The organism is Micromonospora sp. NBC_01638 (genome assembly GCF_045209745.1).
Taxonomy (GTDB): Bacteria; Actinomycetota; Actinomycetes; order Mycobacteriales; family Micromonosporaceae; genus Micromonospora.
This window is the reverse complement of the sequence record NZ_CP109273.1, coordinates 985,384-1,003,613: the sequence shown is the minus strand read 5'-3', so window position 1 is coordinate 1,003,613 and position 18,230 is coordinate 985,384. Positions and strand designations below refer to the sequence as shown.

The 18,230-nt window shown below is 72.4% G+C and carries 15 protein-coding genes, 1 tRNA gene and 2 pseudogenes; 11 read left to right on the top strand and 7 right to left on the bottom strand.

Annotated features, from left to right (window positions below; genetic code table 11):
- Positions 1–134 precede the first annotated feature (134 nt).
- A complete protein-coding gene (locus tag OG811_RS04600; RefSeq protein WP_406072367.1) occupies positions 135–680 on the bottom strand; it encodes a GNAT family N-acetyltransferase in 546 nt (181 codons plus the stop codon).
- A 339-nt stretch (positions 681–1,019) separates the two neighbouring features.
- Between OG811_RS04600 and OG811_RS04595 the strand changes: the two genes are divergently transcribed.
- Entirely contained in the window at positions 1,020–1,265 is a 246-nt protein-coding gene (locus OG811_RS04595) for a hypothetical protein (protein WP_406072365.1), read from the top strand.
- 80 nt (positions 1,266–1,345) lie between these two features.
- Here the strand turns inward: OG811_RS04595 and OG811_RS04590 are convergent.
- Positions 1,346–1,421: transfer RNA gene (locus tag OG811_RS04590), tRNA-Arg, on the bottom strand.
- Between the two features lie 160 nt (positions 1,422–1,581).
- On the opposite strand from OG811_RS04590, the gene OG811_RS04585 reads away from it, so the two are divergent.
- Positions 1,582–2,289, top strand: coding sequence for a hypothetical protein (locus tag OG811_RS04585; RefSeq protein WP_406072364.1), 708 nt, complete (start codon positions 1,582–1,584; stop codon positions 2,287–2,289).
- Positions 2,290–2,525: 236 nt separating this feature from the next.
- On the opposite strand, the pseudogene OG811_RS04580 reads toward OG811_RS04585, so the two are convergent.
- Both OG811_RS04580 and OG811_RS04575 read right to left on the bottom strand, forming a co-directional pair.
- Positions 2,526–3,506, bottom strand: a pseudogene (locus tag OG811_RS04580) (alpha/beta hydrolase); the annotation flags it as partial.
- Between the two features lie 265 nt (positions 3,507–3,771).
- On the bottom strand, positions 3,772–4,215 hold the full coding sequence (locus OG811_RS04575; RefSeq protein ID WP_406072362.1) for an HPF/RaiA family ribosome-associated protein: 444 nt from the start codon (positions 4,213–4,215) through the stop codon (positions 3,772–3,774).
- 306 nt (positions 4,216–4,521) lie between these two features.
- On the opposite strand from OG811_RS04575, the gene OG811_RS04570 reads away from it, so the two are divergent.
- The 3 genes from OG811_RS04570 to OG811_RS04560 all read left to right on the top strand — a co-directional run bounded on the left by OG811_RS04570 (position 4,522) and on the right by OG811_RS04560 (position 8,108).
- Positions 4,522–5,283: a single-stranded DNA-binding protein gene (locus OG811_RS04570; protein ID WP_406072360.1), complete on the top strand. Its 762-nt coding sequence runs from the start codon at positions 4,522–4,524 to the stop codon at positions 5,281–5,283.
- Positions 5,284–5,577: 294 nt separating this feature from the next.
- Entirely contained in the window at positions 5,578–6,570 is a 993-nt protein-coding gene (locus tag OG811_RS04565; protein ID WP_406075525.1) for a cobalamin biosynthesis protein, read from the top strand.
- Positions 6,567–8,108 carry a cobyric acid synthase gene (locus OG811_RS04560; protein WP_406072358.1) on the top strand — a complete coding sequence of 514 codons (1,542 nt, stop codon included), beginning with the start codon at positions 6,567–6,569 and terminating at the stop codon, positions 8,106–8,108. Before OG811_RS04565 ends, OG811_RS04560 begins: the two co-directional genes overlap by 4 nt.
- Before the next feature lie 12 nt (positions 8,109–8,120).
- On the opposite strand, the gene OG811_RS04555 is transcribed toward OG811_RS04560, so the two are convergent.
- Positions 8,121–8,522, bottom strand: a complete 402-nt coding sequence (locus OG811_RS04555; protein ID WP_406075523.1) for a rhodanese-like domain-containing protein — start codon at positions 8,520–8,522, stop codon at positions 8,121–8,123.
- Between the two features lie 367 nt (positions 8,523–8,889).
- Here OG811_RS04555 and OG811_RS04550 point away from each other — a divergent pair.
- The 4 genes and pseudogenes from OG811_RS04550 to OG811_RS04535 all read left to right on the top strand — a co-directional run.
- Positions 8,890–9,726: pseudogene (locus tag OG811_RS04550) on the top strand (uridine kinase); the annotation flags it as partial.
- Positions 9,719–11,062: a dipeptidase gene (locus OG811_RS04545; RefSeq protein WP_406075521.1), complete on the top strand. Its 1,344-nt coding sequence runs from the start codon at positions 9,719–9,721 to the stop codon at positions 11,060–11,062. The pseudogene OG811_RS04550 and the gene OG811_RS04545, both read left to right, overlap by 8 nt.
- A 77-nt stretch (positions 11,063–11,139) precedes the next feature.
- On the top strand, positions 11,140–11,346 hold the full coding sequence (locus OG811_RS04540) for a hypothetical protein (RefSeq protein WP_030333429.1): 207 nt from the start codon (positions 11,140–11,142) through the stop codon (positions 11,344–11,346).
- A gap of 86 nt (positions 11,347–11,432) precedes the next feature.
- Positions 11,433–13,025, top strand: coding sequence for an ATP-dependent DNA ligase (locus tag OG811_RS04535; protein ID WP_406075519.1), 1,593 nt, complete (start codon positions 11,433–11,435; stop codon positions 13,023–13,025).
- A gap of 39 nt (positions 13,026–13,064) precedes the next feature.
- Here the strand turns inward: OG811_RS04535 and OG811_RS04530 are convergent, their stop codons facing one another.
- On the bottom strand, positions 13,065–13,835 hold the full coding sequence (locus tag OG811_RS04530) for an SURF1 family protein (RefSeq protein ID WP_406075517.1): 771 nt from the start codon (positions 13,833–13,835) through the stop codon (positions 13,065–13,067).
- Between the two features lie 233 nt (positions 13,836–14,068).
- On the opposite strand from OG811_RS04530, the gene OG811_RS04525 reads away from it, so the two are divergent.
- Entirely contained in the window at positions 14,069–15,472 is a 1,404-nt protein-coding gene (locus tag OG811_RS04525) for a cobyrinate a,c-diamide synthase (protein WP_406072356.1), read from the top strand.
- Positions 15,469–16,038 carry a GNAT family N-acetyltransferase gene (locus OG811_RS04520; RefSeq protein WP_406072354.1) on the top strand — a complete coding sequence of 190 codons (570 nt, stop codon included), beginning with the start codon at positions 15,469–15,471 and terminating at the stop codon, positions 16,036–16,038. Before OG811_RS04525 ends, OG811_RS04520 begins: the two co-directional genes overlap by 4 nt.
- An 11-nt stretch (positions 16,039–16,049) precedes the next feature.
- Here OG811_RS04520 and OG811_RS04515 read toward each other — a convergent pair whose 3' ends face one another.
- Positions 16,050–18,179 carry a transglycosylase domain-containing protein gene (locus OG811_RS04515; protein ID WP_406072353.1) on the bottom strand — a complete coding sequence of 710 codons (2,130 nt, stop codon included), beginning with the start codon at positions 18,177–18,179 and terminating at the stop codon, positions 16,050–16,052.
- Positions 18,180–18,230: the final 51 nt, after the last annotated feature.

The window sequence follows — 18,230 nt, the reverse complement described above, 5'->3', positions numbered from 1 at the left end:
CCCAAAGAACCTGCCCGGGTGGTGCTGGTTCAACCTGCCGGAATCAGGGCCGGCTTGGCTGTACGGATGGCTGTACAGCCAAGCCAGAGGGCGTTGGCAAGCTGATGGCGCATGGCTGCTGCCGGAAACCTCACCTACGTCTGGGAGACCACATCCGCACGCTCGCGGTACAGCACGCAACGACGCAAGGGACCCTCGTCCACGTCGGGGTCGTCAAAGTCCTCACCCGGGTCCGTGGTCATGCCAATCCGGCGCATCACCGCCTGCGAACGCAGGTTCGTCTTTGTGGTTACCGCCAAAATTTCGGTCAACCCGACCTTGTCAAAGCCGTATCGCAACACCGCCAGCGCCGCCTCCGTGGCGTACCCGTGCCCCCAAGCCGACCGGGACAGTCGCCAGCCAGCCTCCACGCCGGTAAACGGCATGCCCTCGTCCACCACGTCCAGGCCGGCGAACCCGATGAATTGCCCTGTGTCGCGGACCTCCACAGCCCAGAAGCCGAACCCATTCCGGTCTAGATCTTCCTGGAAGCCGCGCATCGAGGCCGCGGCCTGCTCCGGAGTAAGTAGCGGCCCGAGATGTTCTCGGACCTCCGGGTCGGCGTTCATGGCCATCCACGGCGACAGGTCGGAGTCCCGCCAGTCGCGCAGGATAAGCCGCTCAGTCTCGATCTCCACCATCCGGCGAACCTATGACATCCCGCCGGAACTCGGCAAAGCGTTATCCGAGCCCGGCCGCCACGCTGCCCCGATCCCCGGATAGGTGCCAAGGACTGCGACGCCCGGTCGGAGTCAAGGGTGGCCGTAGGCCATCGGCGTACCGACGCGCAGCGCCCTTGACGCCGGGCGGGTGGCGTAGAGGATCGGGCACCCGGGAATGGGTCACGCCCTGGTCCTCGTCGTCATCGAACCGTGGGCAGTGCCCACGAGACTCGAAGGCAAGCAGCTCCGCTGCGCGACAGCGATCGCCCCAACCGCGATGGCGAGCAACCCCGATCGCGATCGGCCCACCTAAGCCCAATGCTCTCGGCGTTTCGTCAGCGTGGCCAGCCGGCCCGGCCGATGCCCGGCGCGGCCCGCTTGCGGGCCGCCTTGACTGGCTTCGTCTGCATGACCTGCGGCACGTTCCTGCTCGTCCCCGGTGCCTCGCCTCGGACGGTGCTCGGTCACAGCCAGATCGGGCTGACCATGAACACCTACGTCCATGTACTGCCGGACATCGAGCGTGCCGCCGTGGACGAGGCCGCGAAGCACCTCTTCGGCTGACTTGGCTGTATGAATGGCTGTACGGGGGCCGTTGTGAGCGACCCGACCGGGAACGACAGGTCGCTGACCTGGGATGACGGTGGTGCGCCCGGCAGGATTCGAACCTGCGGCCTTGGGATTAGAAGTCCCCTGCTCTATCCGCTGAGCTACGGGCGCGTGTGGCGTGGATGTCGCGCCCAGAGGGTACCGCCGCCCCGCTGCCCGGCGGCGAAAAGGGTGCCCGCGTCCACGTCGTCGAGCAGGGTCTCACGTCGGCCGCGCGGCGGGCATCCGGGTTCCCACGGGCCGGCCTGGCCTCGGACCGTACCTTTGGCTGGTGCTGCTGGATCCTGACGCCGAGAACGACGTCGCCTACGAGCTGTGCCAGATCGTCGGTCGCGCCATCCTTCCGTACCGGTCGTCGGACGACGATGACCAGGCTTACGGCACGGCGTTCTTCTTCCAGGGCGGCGACGACCCGGTGGGGGAGTCGCTGCTGACGGCGGCCGACCTGGTCGGCACGTCCGGTGGTGAGCTGGGCCTGCGCTCGAGCGTCACCGAGCCGGCCGGGGTCGCCCCGGCCGCCGTCTCCGAGGTTGAGATCGTGCCCGGTTGGGCCCGCTTCCCGGGTGACGGGGTCGCGGTGCTGCCGACCGCCGGCCTGCACCGCTACGCCGGCGATGGCGGCTGGCGGTGGCGGGTCCAGCCGGTGCCCGCGGGGATCGCCGCCGGGCCCGAGGTGGTCGCCCGCCTCGGCGCCGACGCCAATTCCGCTTTCGTGCTGGCCCATGGGGTACGCGAAGACGGGTCGCGCCCGCTGGAGGTCGCGATCGAGCGGGTGGTCCGCGACGGGGACGCCGTGCGGATCACCACGGAACTGCCGCCGGGCTACCTCGGCGCGCCGGTCTTCGTCGTCCAGCATGACGCCACCGGGGAGGTCTCGCTGTACTGCCTCGGCCTGGTGCTACCCGGCATAGGCGGTCACCCGGTGACGACCTTCGACCGGATCCGCGCCGTCCTCCCGGTGCCGCCCGGCGACGTCTGACCCGGTGCCGCCCGGCGACGTCTGAGCCGGCGACGCCCGGCGACGTCTGGCCCGGTGCCGCGCGGCGACGTCTGAGCCGCGTTCGCCTTCCGACCTGGTCAGCCGCTGGGCGTCGCCGCACCTGCCGTGTCGGCCGTGGAACGTCGGCTCTCCGGTGGTCGGGCCTCGCCAGCGGTCGAGTCGGTGCCGGCCGGCGCTTCGACGGCCGATGCCGTGTCAGTCAGCGCAAGGTCGGCCGGTGCCGTGTCTGCTGTGGCCGTGTCGGCTGGCATGGGGTCGGCTGTTGCCGTCTCGGCCGGTGCGGTGGGGCCGGCGGCGAGGAACGCCTCGGCCCAGCGGCCGACCTCGTCGAAGACCTTTCGGCGTACGGCGGGGCCGGACAGCGTGAGGTCGTGCAGCCCACCGTCGAAGCGGGCCAGGGTGACGTGGCGGCCGAGGCGGGGCGCGTAGCGGACCATGTGCTCGACGTCCAGCACAGCGTCGGCCAGGGTCGCGTTGTTGTGCCACCTGGTGCCCCGGAAGGAGCGGGTCGAGCAGGCCAGCAACACCGGCACCTGAATGTTCAGACCGGTGCGTAGCCGGCGTTGCCCGGTGCGGATCGCGTTCAGCCAGCCGGCCCGGACCGGGAACCCGGCCAGCGGCTTCCACGCCAGGTCGTAGGTCCACTCGCCGCGGTGGTCGGAGTGGATGCTCTCGCCGTACACCGTGCCCAGCCCGAACGGCAGGATGCGGTGCGGCGCCCTGCGGCCCAGCCGGGAGACGGCGGCCGCGAGGGGGCGACGCACCGCCCAGGGGGCGTTCAGGTCGAAGAACGGGCTGTTGAGCACCAGGCCATCGACGGTGCCGGTGTCGCGGCGGGCGTCCGCCCAGAGCGAGATGATCAGGCCGCCGGTGGAGTGGCCCATCGCCAGCAGGGTGTCGTGCCCGTCGTCCTTGCGGATGATCTCGGCGGCGGCGTCCAACTCAGGGAAGTAGTCGCTGATGTCGCGGCATTTGCGCAGGTCGAGCGCGTAGAAGTCCCAACCCCGCTCGGCGAAGAAATCGGCCAGGTGGGTCTGGAAGAAGTAGTCGACGAAGCCGTGCACATAGAGCACGGCCCGTCCGGTGGGGCGCTCGGCCCGCCGCCGGACCAGGGTCGCGACGACAGGTCCTTCGTCGTCGATGCCCAGGTCGATCGTCTGCCGCTCGTACGGCGGCCCCAACACGTCCGGTTCCACGACCGCGACGCTACGCCGCCAACCTACCCAGCGGTAGCCCACGCTCCGCCCCCACCCCGCGCCCCAGCGCCCCGCCCCGCCCCACACCCCCGCCCGCCACCGCGATCTTGCACTTGCTGCCGTGGCATAGCGGGGCAATAGCCGCGTTTCAGGGTCAGGAAGTGCAAGATCGCGGGGGACGGAGGGCGGGCGCGGGCGCGGAGGGCGGGCGCGGGGGCGCGGGGGCGCGGGCGGGCGGGGCGGGGCGGGCGGGACGGGGTCAGGGTCAGGCTGTTTCGGCGTCGGCTGGGGTGGGGTCGGCGGTGGGGACGGCGTTCTGGTTGTCGTCGGCGGGGGTTGGGTCGCCCTGGGGCTGCGGGATGTCGCGCAGGTGCTTGTTGTGCCGTGGCTCCTGGCGGGTCTTGGCGTCGTTGAGCCGGCGGCGCAGGTCGTCGCGGACGTCGTTGAGCGCGGCGTGCAGGTCCTCCTCCGCGCTGGTGGTGACGATCTTCTGTCGGCCGGCGATCCAGCACTCCAGGGTGACCTTCTGGCCGCGGGCCTCCCGGTCCTTCACCGACACTTCCAGCTCGGTGGCGTCAGCGTGGAAGCTGGCCAGCCGGGCGTCGAGAGTGGCGAACTGCTCGGCGATCCAGTTGCGGTCACCCTGCGAGAAGCCAGCGCCCACCCGCAGGCACTCAGCAACGGTGGCCGGGTGCGCCACGGCGCTCATCGCCGCGCCTCGGAAGCGATCGCGGAGCCGATTTTAGTGATCATCATGGCGCTGACCTCTCGTCGACGTGGAGCTGTCGGTGGTGCGTTGATCATGTGCATACCCACTCTGGTCGGCCTCGGAAACCGCCGACGCCCAGCCGGGCGCGTCGGCCGTACCACATCGGGGCGTGATCAGGGCGTTGTCCACAGGTCGCTTCGTCGTCCACAGGGCGGGGGAGGGCGCTGGTGGTGGTCGCCCTCAGCGCACAGGCTCGGTGCCGAGTCGACTCGCGCTGGCAGCAAGCCCCGATCCCCTGGAGGGACGATGTTCGACACTTACGTAACAATCGTCGGCAATGTGCTGACTGCGCCCGAGTGGCGGCGTACGACCCAGAGCAACACCCTGGTGGCCAACTTCAAGGTCGCCTCGACCGCTCGCCGGCTGGACCGGGACAGCGGCCGGTGGGTCGACGGCAATTCGCTCCGCGTCCGCGTCAACTGCTGGCGCAAGCTCGCCGAAGGGGTGGCCGGCTCCGTGATGGTCGGCGATCCGGTCGTGGTCTGCGGCCGGCTCTACACCCGCGACTGGACCGACGACGCCGGCAACCACCGCACCCTCTACGAGTTGGAGGCGGTCGCCGTCGGCCACGACCTGTCCCGGGGCCGGGCCCGGTTCCTGCGTAACCGGCCGAGCATGACGACCAGCACCCTGGAGGACCCGGAGGCCGAGAGTCGGGTGCGCGGCGAGCCCACCGAGCCGGTGCCGGCCGAGCAGGCGCCCGTGCTGCCCGGCGACCGCCCGCTAGACGACGACTTCGAGCTGCCCGACTACGCCGCGCTGCGAACCAGCCCCTTCGTCGACGGCCCGATGGACGACGATCTCTCCCCGAACGGCGGGCAGATCGGGCAGGCCGCCGTCCCGTCGGGCCTCGACGACGAGCTGGCCCCTCCACCCGAGGAGAACGACGACAACGCCGACGACGACCTGGACGACGAGTTGGGGCCGGCGCCGGATGAGGGTCAGCCGGAGCCCACGCAGTCCGGTCGGGGGCGGCGTGGTCGGGGCCGGGTCCCACAGCCGGCGTGACCGATCGGTTCGGCCATCGCGGTTCGGGCGGCAACCGAGCTGTCTGAGGTCCCGTGCCGGTCGCGGGTGCCCCGGCGGCGCGGCAGCACCGGGCACAGCACGACGGGGGCGGGGTGGCGGCGCGACCAGCGTCGTCACCCCGCGTGACGGCAGGGTCGGGGCCGCTGGAGGGCGGCGGCCGGGGTTGCTCACGAGGCGCTCGCCATTGGTGGAGCGCCGTGGGTCGGGCTGGTTCACGAGCCGCTCGTCTAGGCTGGCCGGCCGGAGGTGGTGCGGGTGCGACGGACAGCGTCGATGGCGAACGCGGTGGGGCTGCTGGCCGGGTACGCGCTGGACAGGCTGCTCGGCGACCCACGCCGGTGGCACCCGGTGGCCGGCTTCGGGCAGGCCGCGGGAGCGTTGGAGCGCCACCTCTACCGACCGGACCGAACGGCGGGTGCGGCATTCACCGCGCTGGCCGTGGGTGGGCCGGTGCTGCTCGGGGCGGTCGCCGCAGCGGCCACCCGGCACCGGCCGGTGACCCGGGCGGTGCTTGTGGCCGCCGGCACCTGGACCGTGCTGGGTGGCCGCACGCTTCGGCACGAAGCGACCGTCATGGGTCGGACGTTGCGTGACGGTGACCTGCCCGCTGCCCGGCGACGCCTTGGTCACCTCTGTGGGCGGGACCCGTCGACGCTGGGCGAGTCGGAGCTGGCCCGCGCCACCGTCGAGTCGGTCGCGGAGAACACCTCCGACGCGGTCGTCGCTCCGCTGGTCTGGGGCGCGGTCGCCGGCCTACCCGGGCTGCTGGGCTACCGCGCGGCGAACACCCTCGACGCGATGGTCGGGCACCGGTCGGCGCGCTACACGCGTTTCGGCACCCCGGCAGCGCGGCTGGACGACGTGCTCAATCTGGTGCCGTCCCGGCTGACCGGGCTGCTGACCATCGCCGTCGCGCCGGTCGCGAACGGGGATCGGCAGCGTGCCTGGCGGGTGTGGCGGCGTGACCGCAACGACCACCCGAGCCCCAACGCCGGCCAGTGCGAGGCGGCGATGGCCGGTGCGCTCGGCGTCCGCCTCGGTGGCCGCAACGTCTACTTCGGGCGCTCCGAGGTGCGGCCGTTCCTCGGCGACGGCCCCTGTCCGGAGGGGCGGCACCTGAAGCGGGCCGCCCGGATTTCCAGCGCGGTCGGGCTCGCCGCGCTCGGGCTGGCCGCCGCGTACCCGGTGACCGTCGGTCGTCTCGTGGGCGCCGTCGGCCGCCGCTGCCTTGGTGCCATCAGGGCGGGACGGGGGAGTGGGCGGTGAGCGGCGGGCTGCTGGTCGCCGGCACGACCTCCGACGCCGGCAAGAGCGTGCTCACCGCCGGCATCTGCCGCTGGCTGCACCGGCAGGGCGTGAAGGTGGCGCCGTACAAGGCGCAGAACATGTCGAACAACTCGGCGGTGGTGGTCGGGCCGGACGGGCGCGGCGGCGAGATCGGACGAGCCCAGGCCATGCAGGCAGCCGCCTGTGGGCTCGCACCCGATCTGCGATTCAACCCCGTGTTGCTCAAGCCGGGCAGCGACCTGGCCAGTCAGGTGGTGCTGCTCGGCGAGGCGGTCGACACGATCACCGCAGGCACCTTCCGGCAGCTGCGTCCACGGCTCGCCGAGACCGCGTACGCGGCACTGGCCGAGCTGCGGGACACGTACGACGTGGTGATCTGCGAGGGTGCTGGCAGCCCTGCGGAAATCAACCTGCGGGCCGGTGACTACGTCAACATGGGGCTGGCCCGGCACGCCAACCTGCCCACGATCGTGGTCGGCGACATCGACCGGGGCGGCGTCTTCGCCTCGATGTTCGGCACCGTCGCCCTGCTGGACCCGGCTGACCAGGCGCTGATCGCCGGTTTCGTGATCAACAAGTTCCGGGGTGACCTCGGGCTGCTCCAGCCGGGGCTGGACATGTTGCGTCACGTCACCGGCCGCCCCACCTACGGAGTGCTGCCCTGGGCACTGGACCTGTGGCTCGACGCGGAGGATTCGCTCGCCTACGGTCGGGTGCTGGGCCGTCCAGCCGCCCCGCACGGCACCGAGTGGCTGGACGTGGCCGTCGTCCGCCTGCCCCGGATCAGCAACGCCACCGACGTGGAGGCGCTCGCCACCGAGCCGGGTGTCCGCGTACGCCTCACCATCGAACCGGCCGAGTTGGCCGCCGCCGACCTGGTCGTCCTGCCCGGCTCGAAGTCCACCGTCGCCGATCTCGCCTGGCTGCGCGAAACCGGCCTCGCCGATGCGGTGGCGGCACACGTGGCGGCCGGCAAACCGCTGCTCGGCCTCTGCGGCGGTTTCCAGATGCTCGGTCGCGCCATCCACGACCCCGTGGAGAGCCGACGGGGCAGCGTGCCAGGGCTCGGCCTGCTGCCCATCGAGATCACCTTCGGTCCACGTAAGACCGTCCGGCAGTCGGTGGGCACCGCGTACGGCGACATCCCGGTGCGCGGTTACGAGATCCACCATGGGTACGTCTCGCAGACCGACCCCACCCTGGCCCCGCTGCTGACCGGCGACGACGGTGTCGGCGAGGGAGCTGTGCTCGGCGCGGTGCGCGGCACGCACTGGCATGGAACGTTCGAGTCCGACGGGTTCCGCCGGTGGTTCCTCACCGAGGCGGCTCGTCTGGCCGGCCGCACCGGGTTCCGGGTCGCACCGGCCACCAGCTTCGCCGCCGCCCGGGAACGCTCGCTCGACCTGCTCGGTGACCTGGTCGAGGAGCACCTGGACACCGATGCCCTCTGGCGTCTCATCGAGACCGGCCCACCCGGGGACCTCCCCTTCATCCCACCCGGCCCCCCGCCGTCCTGACCGGTCAGGAGGTCAGGGGCGGATGTCGGCGGGGCGGTCGGTCGTCGGGAGGCCGGCGGCGAGCCAGGCATCGACGCCACCGATCATGTCGGTGGCCCGGCGCAGCCCGAGGGTCTGCAGGCTGGCGGCGGCCAGGCTGGAGCTGTAGCCCTGCCGGCACACCAGCACGATCTCCCGGTCATAGCCGGTGGCTTCCGGGATCCGCCAGGCGCTGGCCGGATCGAGTCGCCATTCCAGCACGGTCCGGTCGACGACGACCGCGCCCGGCAGGTCGCCCTGTTCGCGGCGCTGCAGTTCGGTACGGGTGTCGACCAGCAGCGCACCGTTGCGGACCGCCTCGACGGTCTGCTGCGGAGTCAGTCGGTGCAACCCGGCGCGGGCCTGTTCGAGCAGGGCGTCAATACCGGGGCTCATCACGTCTCGGAGCACCACCCGATCATGCCGATTCGGTGGCACCCCGGGCGGCGAACGGGCCGCCCGTCACCCGTCGCCGCCCCAATTCCCCCGGACGTGAGGGTGCCCCGCGAGGGCGGTCAGCCGGACGTGTCAGCCCGGCCCACCCTGGTCGCTGATGCGGCGTGATCCACTCGGCTTCGGCGATAACGGGGTGTCCCGTAACAGGGATACCGCGCTATCAATGATCTGGAGTCGATCACCCTGACTGCGGGTGGCGGCGGCATACTTCGGTCATGCACCACGCGAGGCCGCGCTGACCCCCGAGACCGGCCGGCCGGCACCAGGCCCCGAGGCCGTTGACGTCGGCGGGCCGCCCGATGGGGCCATGGACGTCGGCGGGCCGCCCGGTGGGGCCGGGGCCGTTGAGGTGCCGCCCGGCTGGGCCGGGGCCGTCGAGGAGCCGCCCGGTGGGGCCGGGACCGACGAACTGCCCGGCGGGCTGCCCGTGGCGGTCGTCGAGGCGTACGCCGAACTGGCCCGTCGGGTGCTCGCGGGCCCGGCGCGGTTGGGGCGAACCCGGCTGGTCGCGGTCGACGGGCCGAGCGGCGCGGGCAAGAGCCGGTTCGCCGCGAATCTCGCGGATGCCCTGGCGGTGCTGCCCGGCGGCCGACCGCCGGTGGTGCACACCGACGACCTGCTCGATGGTTGGGACGACCAGGTCACCTTCTGGCCTCGGCTCGACGAGGGGGTGCTCGCCCCGCTGCGTAAGGCGGAGCCTGGTGCCTACCGGCGTTACAGCTGGGTCCGGCAGCGCTTTCTGCCCCGGCCGGTGCCGGTGCCGGTGGCGCCGGTGCTGGTGCTGGAGGGGGTCAGCGCCGCCCGTGCCGTCGTCCGGCCGGAGCTGACCCTGGCCGTGTTCGTCACCGCGCCCGCGTCGTTGCGGCTGACCCGCGCGGTCGTCCGCGACGGGCCGGAGATCCTGCCTGAGCTGCGCCGCTGGCACGCCGGGGAGCAGGCGCACTTCGCCGTCGACGACACGGCGACCCGGGCGGACCTGCTGGTGGATGGCGCGCCGACGCTGCCGCACGACGCGGACCGGTACTACGTGCGTATCCGCTGAGCGGCGCATGGACGGCCGGTTCGGTGACGGTACGGGCTCCGCCGGCACGCCCCGGTAAGGCCGGCATACGATGCCGGTCATGACCTCTCCGATCATGTCCGAGCCCGAGGTGCGGGCTGCCATCGAGCGGGAGATGCCCGGCGTACGAGCCGACCTGGAGCGCCTCGTCCGCATCCCCGGCATCGCCTTCGAGGGCTTCGACCACTCGCACGTGGAACGCTCCGCCGAGGCGGTCGCCGAGCTGCTGCGCGGCTGTGGCCTGGACGTCGACATCGTGCGTTCCGGCGGCCAGCCCGCGGTGATCGGCCGTCGGGCCGCCCCGCCCGGTGCGCCGACCGTGCTGCTCTACGCCCACCACGACGTCCAGCCGGTCGGCGACCGGTCGCTGTGGGAGTCCGACCCGTTCGAGCCGGTGGAACGCGACGGCCGGCTCTACGCGCGGGGCGCGGCCGACGACAAGGCCGGCATCATGGCGCACGTCGCGGCGCTGCGCGCGTACGGTGACGCGCTGCCGGTCGGCGTGGTCCTCTTCATCGAGGGCGAGGAGGAGTACGGCTCGGACTCGCTGGAGCAGCTGCTGGCCGAGCACCGTGACGAGCTCGCCTCGGACGTCATCGTGATCGCCGACTCCGGCAACTGGGACATCGGTGTGCCGGCACTGACCACCTCGCTGCGCGGCATCGTCAACTGCTTCGTCGAGGTGCGCACGCTGGACCACGCGGTGCACAGCGGCATGTTCGGCGGTGCTGTGCCGGACGCGCTCACCGCGCTGGTCCGGCTGCTGGCGACGCTGCACGACGATGCCGGTGACGTGGCCGTGGACGGGCTGGTCGGCCGGGAGGGCGCCACCGTCGACTACCCGGAGGACCGGATTCGGGCCGAGGCTGGGCTGGCCGAGGGCGTGCAGTTCATCGGCACCGGCCGGATCACCGACCGGCTCTGGACCAAGCCCGCGCTGTCGGTCCTCGGCATCGACGCGCCGTCCACCGGTGCGGCGCCGAACGCCCTGGTCCCGGCCGCGAAGGCGAAGCTCAGCGTCCGCCTCGCCCCGGGCGACGACCCCAAGCGGGCGTACGCGGCGCTGCGCGCGCACCTGGAGAAGCACGCGCCGTGGGGCGCCCAGGTGACGGTTAGCTTCGAGCACGACGGCGACCCGTGCGTGATCGACGCGTCCGGGCCGATGTTCGACGCCGCCCGTTCGGCCTTCCGGGCCGCCTGGGACGGCACCGACCCGGTGGACATGGGCGTCGGCGGCTCGATCCCGTTCATCGCCACCTTCCAGGAGATGTTCCCGAAGGCGGCGATCCTGGTGACCGGCGTGGAGGACCCGCACGCCCGCGCACACGGCCCGAACGAGAGTCTGCACCTGGGGGAGTTCGCCCGGGTCTGCCTCGCCGAGGCGCTGCTGCTGGGCAAGGTGGCGGCGGTGGGCAGTTAGGTGTCGGAACGGCAACTTTGGGCCTGATCTGGGAGTTTACGGCGTGTCGAACGGCCGGCTGTTATAGCCTTTCGAACATGAGTACGAACGAGGTGATGGCCCGGTTGGGGGCCGCTGTCAGCGCGCTGGGAGATGTCGACGTCTCCGCGTGGTCCGAGGACACGCTCAACGAACAGCTCGGTGAGCTCTCCGCCGCCCTGGTCGCCCTCGACTCGGTGCTCTCCCGGGTCGCCGGGGAGGTTCGTGCCCGGGGGTTGCGCATCGAGGAGCCCGTCTCCGCCTGATCCGTCGTCCGCGCAGGGCGGGCGGCACCCTGCCGACACCGCCCGGGCACGGCAATGCCCGGGCGGTGTCGGAGGTGACTGGCAGGATGGGCTGCGTGCGGTTCCTCGACCTGGCAGCCACCTCCGCCGCCGTCGGCGCCACCAGCGGCCGGCGGGCCAAGGTGGAGCTGCTCGCTGATGCGCTGCGCCGGCTCGACCCGGCCGAGGTCGAGCCCGGCGCCGGCTATCTCGCCGGTGAGCTGCGCCAACGGCAGACCGGGGTCGGCTACGCGAGCCTGCGTGACCTGCCACCACCGGCCGCCGAGCCGACGTTGACCGTGGCCGCCGTCGACACGGCCATCGCGCAGATCGCCGCGGTGCATGGTTCGGGCTCGCAGGCCCGGCGTCGGGTGCTGCTCGGCGCTCTCTACGCGGCGGCGACGGCCGACGAGCAGCGCCTGCTCACCGGCCTGTTCAGCGGTGAGCTGCGCCAGGGTGCCCAGGCCGGGCTCCTCGCCGACGCGGTGGCCAGGGCCGCCGAGGTGCCGGTGGCGGCGGTCCGACGGGCCCTGCTCCTCGCCGGTGACCTGCGGGCCGTGGCGGTGGCCGCCCTGGCCGGAGGGGCCGCCGAGTTGGCCGGGTTCGGCCTGCAGGTCGGCCGGCCGCTGGCGCCGATGCTCGCGCAGAGCGCACCCTCGGTCGACGAGGCAGTCGCCGCTACCGGCACGCCAGCGGTGGTCGACGTGAAACTCGACGGCATCCGCATCCAGGTGCACCGCTCCGGTGCCGACATCGCCGTCTTCACCCGCAGCCTCGACGAGATCACCGCCCGGGTGCCCGAGGTGGTCGCCACGGTCCGTGCCCTGCCGGGCCGGGAGTTGGTGCTCGACGGCGAGGCGATCGGCCTGGACGAGACGGGCCGCCCGCTGCCGTTCCAGCAAACGTCGAGCCGGGCAGCCCGACGCACCACCCCCAGCACCACCGGGCGCACGCCGGTCGCCCCGGCGGTGCTCGCGGCGGCCGCCAGCACCGGCGCGACCGTGCTCACTCCGTACTTCTTCGACCTGCTGCACCTCGACGGCCGGGATCTGATCGACCTGCCCGGCCGGGAGCGGTGGGCTGCCCTCGCGGGTGCGGTGGACGCCTCGCTGCTGGTGGGGCGCGTGGAGGTTGACAGCCCCGAGCAGGCCGCTGCCGCGTTCGCCGCCGCGCTCGACGCCGGGCAGGAGGGCGTGGTGGTCAAGGCACCGGACGCCCCCTACGACGCCGGCCGGCGGGGTGCCGCCTGGGTCAAGGTCAAGCCCCGGCACACCCTCGACCTGGTGGTGCTCGCCGTCGAGTGGGGCAGTGGCCGACGGCAGGGCTGGCTGTCCAACCTGCACCTGGGCGCGCGTGACCCGCACACCGGCGACTTCGTGATGCTCGGCAAGACGTTCAAGGGGCTCACCGACGAGTTGCTGCGCTGGCAGACCGAGCGCTTCCTCGACCTCGCCGTGGAGCGCGGCGACTGGGTGGTCCGGGTCCGCCCCGAGCAGGTGGTGGAGATCGCCTTCGACGGGGTGCAGACAAGCTCGCGTTATCCCGGGGGGATGACGCTGCGGTTCGCCCGGGTGGTGCGGTATCGCGACGACAAGTCCGCCGCCGAGGCCGACACCATCGACGCGGTCCGTGCCATCCACACCGGCCGCCCCACCGACTGACCGCCAGAGCGGCCCTCGTGCCGACCGGAGCGGGCCGGGTCAGGCGGACGCGCTCGGCGTCGGCTCGGCCGCCCGGTCCAACGGAACCGGGGTGGTGCCGATGCCGGCGGCGCGGTGGGCCTCCCGGCGAGCCACCCAGCCGTAGCCGAACAGGGCCATCACCGCGAAGAGCCACCACTGCACGACATAGCCGAAGTTCTGCCAGTTGTTGGCGTGCCCGACCGGCACCGCCTTGAACACCGGGTCGGCCGCCGGGGTCTGCTCGTCGAGCAGCAGGTAGGCACCGTAGACCGGGTAGGGCAGCTCGCCGGCCAGCCGCGACACCCCGATCCGGCGGATCTCCAGCCGCCCGTCGCGCCGCGCCACCGCGCCAGCGCCGCTCTCGGTCTCGTGCACCCGACCGACCACCGTCACGTCGCCGGTCGGCGCGGCGGGCACCGGTGGCTGGGCGGTCGCCCCACCCGGCGCCGGCGGGATCCAGCCCCGGTCCACCAGCAGCGCCGAGCCGTCGGCGAGCACCAGCGGGGTGAGCACCTCGAAGCCGACCCGGCTGTCCACCGTCCGGCCACGGACCAGCACGGTGTTCGTCGGGTCGTACCGGCCGGTGACGGTGACCCGGGTCCAGACCTTGTCCTTGGCGGGGGCCGGGCCCACCGTCCCCGCGCCGCCGGTGGGGACGCGCAGCGCGTCGGCCAGCGGTGCCGGGGTCATCCGCTGGCCCGCGTCGATCTGCTCGTTGACCTCGGTGCGCCCCTGGTAGCGGTCCAGCTGCCAGTTGCCGAGCAGCACCATGACGGCGGCGGCGACCATGGTCAGCGCGAGAGCGCCCAGCCAGCGTGGGCTCAGCAGGAACCGGTACACGGCATCGAGGCTACTCGTATGACCGACGCCACTGACCTGGACCGGGCCGGATCCGTGCCGGGAGCGGGCCGCCGGCCCCGGTTGGCGGTGCTCGTGTCTTCGGCCGGACGGGTATCGTCACGCCGACGGATCGGCCCCGGTCGTCCCGTCGCGTACCCGCTGCCGTTCGCGAGGAGTCGATGATGACCGTCGTGCCGCGCCTGGTGCTCAGCGCGCCGTCCTCCGGGCACGGTAAGAACGCGCTGGCGATCGGGCTGCTCGCCGCCCTGGCCGAGCGGGGTGTCGACGTCGCCGGGTTCAAGCTCGGGCCGGACCACGTCGACGCCGCCTACCTCGGCCTTGCCTCCGGTCGGCCAGGTCGGGTGATCGATCCCCGGCTTGTCGGCGTCGACCGGCTCGCTCCGCTGGTGGCCCACGGCGCCGCCGGTGCCGGGCTCGCCGTGGTGCAGGGCAGCATGGGGCTGTACGACTCCGTCGGCGGCCGTCCGGAGCAGGAGTCCACGGCTGCCGCAGCCGCCGCGCTGCGCAGCCCGGTGGTGCTCGTCGTGGATGTTGCCGCGATGGGTCAGTCGGTGGCGGCCCTCGTGCACGGTTTCCGCTCGTACGACGAGCAGTTGTGGCTCGGCGGGGTGATCCTCAACCGGGTGGCGTCCTCGCGGCACGAGGGCATGCTGCGTGAGGCGTTGGACGACGTCGGCGTGCCGGTCTACGGCGCGCTGCGTCGTCACGACCTGCCGGCGGTGCTGCCGTCACGGCGGCACGGTGTGGCGCCGGTGGTCGACGGGTCCGCCGATGCCGTCCGCGCGGTCCGCCGGTTGGGCGAGGCCGTCGCCGCCACGGTCGACCTGGAACGGCTGCTCGGGCTGGCCGGCTCCGCCCCGCCGCTGCCGGCACCGGCCTGGTCTCCCGAGGAGGCCCTGGGTGCGTTCACCGCCCCGGCGGACCGCCCGCTGGTGGCACTGGCCGGTGGGCCGGGCGGCAGCTTCAGCCACCCGGAGACCGCGGAGTTGCTGCGGGCCGCCGGCGCCGAGGTCGTCACCGTCGATCCGCTGCGCGACGAGGCACTGCCGGTCGGCACCCGTGCGCTGGTCGTCGGGGGTGCGCTGCCCGAGACGTACGCCGAGCAGTTGTCGGCCAACCGGCGGCTCTGCATCGCGGTGGCCGAGTTGGCGCGTACCGGGCGTCCCGTGGTCGCCGAGGGCACCGGGTTGCTCTGGTTGGCCCGGGAGCTGGACGGGCTGCCGATGTGCGGTGTCCTGGACGCGGTCGGCGTCAGCCGGGACGGCCTGGTGGCCGGCTACCGGGAGGCGACCGCCCAGACCGACAGTGTTGTCGCCGCCCATGGCACGGTGCTGGTCGGGCACAAGGCGCACCGTGCGGTGCTCACCCCGCGCGCTGGTCAGCGCCCGGCGTGGAGCTGGGATGGTGGCGCGCCGGAGGGCTTCGTCTGGCGCAACGTGCACGCCTCGCAGCTCACCCTGCACTGGGCCGGTCATCCGGCGACGGCCGCCCGGTTGGTCGCCGCGGCGGCGGCCGACCCGACGAACGAGGTGGTGCCCGCGCAGCCCGGCGGGGTGTCGGTGTGATCGGTCAGGTGGCGGTGCGCCGCTTTCCGGTGTTGACCGTCTCCACTCCGCGCACCGAGGTGCGTCGGCTCACGGCGGCGGACGCGACGGCGGCCGGGGAGATCTTCGCCGACAAGTTGACCCGGCGTTGGCTGCCGCTGCCCGACGAATCCGGCCCGATCGACGGGCACGCCTGGTGCACGGAGCTGGCCCGGCAGCGGCGGGACAGCGGTGAGGGTGACCATTACGCCGTCCTCCGGCGGGAGGACGACCAGATGGTGGGGTCGCTGTGGACGCGGCGCACCGACTGGGGCGCCCGCCTCACCGAGATCTCCTACGCGATGGCGCCACACGCGCGGGGCTTCGGTCTCGCCGCCGAAGCCGTCGACGCGGTGGCCATCGCGTTGATCCTGGAGCACGGCTTTCAACGGGTCGAGCTGCGGGTGGCGCCCGGCAACCTGGCCTCGCGCCGGGTCGCCGAGAAGGCCGGGTTCAGCTACGAGGGTCTGCTGCGTAACGCCGGGTTCGTCAGCGCCGGACGGGTGGATCTTGAGGTCTGGTCGTTCGTCGCCGCCGACCTGCGCTGACCCTCGCCGGGTCAGCCGACGATCGCGTCCGATGGTGGGGTGAACTGGCGGGTCGGTGTGCCCTTCAGTCCGTCGCGCAGGGTTTCGGCGACCGCGGCGATCGGGATCTGGGACTGCCCGTCACCGACGGCGTTGAACGGGTTGTCCGGGTCGGAGATGAAGCTCGCCGCGGCCAACTCCGGGGTGTAGCCGACGAACCAGGCGGACCGGGTGCTGTCGGTGGTACCGGTCTTGCCGGCCACCGGGCGCCCGACCGTGCCCCGCACGCTGTCGGCGGTGGACCAGCCGCCGCAGCTGCCGCGCGCCGGGGTGTCCCCGGTCGGGCAGCGGGCCGCGTCGGTGGCCGCCCGAGCGGCGTCCGCGCTGACCACCTGACGGCAGCGTGGCTTTGCCACCTCGCGATGGATGCCGCCAGGGGTGATGTACGTGGTCGGCGTGCCGTCCCGGTTCATGATCGCCGACACCGGGATCGCCTCGCAGTAACGGCCGTCGGCCGCGACGGCAGCGTAGGCGTTCGCCATCTCCAGCGGGGTGGCATCGGAGACGCCCAGGGTGAACGCGCCCCACTTCGACGCTCTCGTGGGCGAGGCGTGGTCCCGGTCCACGTCGGTGCGCCAGCGTAGCCCGAGCTGTTCCGCCAGCCGTACCGCCCGTTCCGCGCCGACCTTCTCCTCCAGCCACACGAAGTAGGTGTTGACCGACTTGCCGAAGCCGGACCACATGGTCTGTTGGCCGGTCATCGCGCCGCTGGCATTGGTGGGCGCCCAACCGTCGTAGACGGCCGACTGGTAGCGGTACGGGGCGTTGAACGATGTCGAGAGTTTCATCCCCGAGTCGAGCGCGGCCAGCATCGGGAACATCTTGAACGTCGACCCGGCCTGGTAGCCCGCCAGGTCACCGCCGCCGAGCAGGGGCGCCACCGTGTTCGGGTAGTTGGCCTTCATCTTCGGCCCGGCCTCGGGGTTGGAGTTCGGTGGGTTCTCGCTCAGGTCCAGCGAGTACGTCCGGTTCACCGCCATCGCCTTGACCCGTCCGGTGCCCGGCTCGGAGACCACGATTCCGTTGGCGAACGGGCTGCCGGTGGCCTCCTTGGTACCGACGTTCTTCTCCGCCGCCTCCTGGATCTTCGGGTCGAGGCTGAGCACGATCCGGTAGCCGCCTCGGCGCAGCTTGTCCATCCGCTCCAGCCGGTTCGCCCCGAAGGCGGGCTGCGTACTCCACCAGTTCTTCAGGTAGTCGCAGGCGAAGCCCCAGCTGTTGTACTTCTCCGACAACGCGGCGCAGTCGTGCGGCGGGGTCGTCAGCTTCAGCCGGATCGGCTCGGACTTGGCGGCGGCGACCGAGTCGGGGGAGAGGTACCCGAGCTGGCTCATCCGGTCCAGCACGTAGTTGCGCCGGCCGGTGGCCTCCTTCTGGTCGGAGTCGGCCGGGTCGTATTCCGACGGGGACTTGACCAGCCCGGCGAGGGTGGCGGCCTCGACCGGGGTGAGGTTCTTCGGGGTCTTGGAGAAGAAGATCTCGCTGGCCGCGTAGATGCCGTAGGCCCGGTGCCCGAAGTACGCCGAGTTCAGGTAGCGCTCCATGATCTGTTCCTTGCTCATCTCCTTCTCCAGGTCCAGCGCCATCCGCATTTCCTTGACCTTGCGCAGGCTGGTCTGCTGGGTGGCTTCCTGGACTTCCTTGGGCGTGGTCGCGCTGTCCCGCAGGGCCATCCGGACGTACTGCATGGTCAGCGTCGAGGCGCCCTGGGAGCCGCCGGAGCGGGCGTTGGAGACGAAGGCCCGGGCGACGCCCTTCGGGTCGACGCCGTGGTGCTGGTAGAAGCGGGAGTCTTCGGCGGCGACGATCGCCTGCTGGATGTTCGGCGACATGTCCGACAGCTTGGTGTACTGCCGGTACTCCTCGTAGAACATGGTCAGCACGGTCCTGCCGTCCGGGGCGTAGACATACGAGGTCTCGGCGGGCATGGCGGTGGCCAGCACTCTGGTTTTCTGGTCTGCGGCGTGCGCGGTGGCCTTCGCGCCGAGCCCGGTGAGGGCCACGAGCGGGTACGCGGCTGCGGCGATCACGATTGCGGCGATCAGTCCGGCGCGGAGTAGAGGGACGAGTCGACCAGCGGCAGCAAGGGGTCGGTTGCTCACATGGACAAGTTATGACATTTCCGATTCACACCTGAGAAGAACTCTTAAACC

What these genes read in the sequence shown, in the direction of transcription:
- OG811_RS04555 (WP_406075523.1), bottom strand. Translation starts at nt 8,522, where the DNA reads ATGAGCCCCGGTATTGACGCCCTGCTCGAACAGGCCCGCGCCGGGTTG.
- OG811_RS04530 (WP_406075517.1), bottom strand. Translation starts at nt 13,835, where the DNA reads ATGGTCGCCGCCGCCGTCATGGTGCTGCTCGGCAACTGGCAGCTGGAC.
- OG811_RS04545 (WP_406075521.1), top strand. Translation starts at nt 9,719, where the DNA reads ATGTCCGAGCCCGAGGTGCGGGCTGCCATCGAGCGGGAGATGCCCGGC.
- OG811_RS04540 (WP_030333429.1), top strand. Translation starts at nt 11,140, where the DNA reads ATGAGTACGAACGAGGTGATGGCCCGGTTGGGGGCCGCTGTCAGCGCG.
- OG811_RS04595 (WP_406072365.1), top strand. Translation starts at nt 1,020, where the DNA reads ATGCTCTCGGCGTTTCGTCAGCGTGGCCAGCCGGCCCGGCCGATGCCC.
- OG811_RS04575 (WP_406072362.1), bottom strand. Translation starts at nt 4,215, where the DNA reads ATGAGCGCCGTGGCGCACCCGGCCACCGTTGCTGAGTGCCTGCGGGTG.
- OG811_RS04570 (WP_406072360.1), top strand. Translation starts at nt 4,522, where the DNA reads ATGTTCGACACTTACGTAACAATCGTCGGCAATGTGCTGACTGCGCCC.
- OG811_RS04565 (WP_406075525.1), top strand. Translation starts at nt 5,578, where the DNA reads ATGGCGAACGCGGTGGGGCTGCTGGCCGGGTACGCGCTGGACAGGCTG.
- OG811_RS04600 (WP_406072367.1), bottom strand. Translation starts at nt 680, where the DNA reads ATGGTGGAGATCGAGACTGAGCGGCTTATCCTGCGCGACTGGCGGGAC.
- OG811_RS04535 (WP_406075519.1), top strand. Translation starts at nt 11,433, where the DNA reads ATGGGCTGCGTGCGGTTCCTCGACCTGGCAGCCACCTCCGCCGCCGTC.
- OG811_RS04525 (WP_406072356.1), top strand. Translation starts at nt 14,069, where the DNA reads ATGACCGTCGTGCCGCGCCTGGTGCTCAGCGCGCCGTCCTCCGGGCAC.